Origin of the sequence: Romboutsia sp. 13368 (assembly GCF_018336475.1) — a bacterium.
GTDB lineage: Bacteria > Bacillota > Clostridia > Peptostreptococcales > Peptostreptococcaceae > Romboutsia.
Map to the genome: position 1 here is coordinate 1353089 of NZ_CP048741.1, position 251 is coordinate 1353339.

1 protein-coding gene is annotated in these 251 nt (G+C 30.8%); it reads left to right on the forward strand.

The window, feature by feature from the left end; all coding sequences use genetic code 11:
* A partial coding sequence (locus G3997_RS05480; protein ID WP_296644126.1) for a carbohydrate kinase family protein occupies window positions 1–251 on the forward strand: 251 nt, incomplete at both ends.

Consider the following 251-nt stretch of genomic DNA (forward strand, 5'->3'; position numbering starts at 1 on the left):
GTTAAAAAGTTTATAGATTTAGGAGCAAAACTAGTAATAATGACTCTTGGAAAAGATGGAGCTATTGTAACTAACGGACATGAAACTTTTAAATTTGAAACTCTAGCTACTGAAATAGTTGATACTACAGGAGCTGGAGATGCATTTTGGTCAGGTTTTTATACAGGATTAATAAAATCATACTCTTTAAAGGATTYTTTAAATCTTGGATTTGCAACAAGTGCTTTTAAGCTTAAACATGTAGGTGCAAT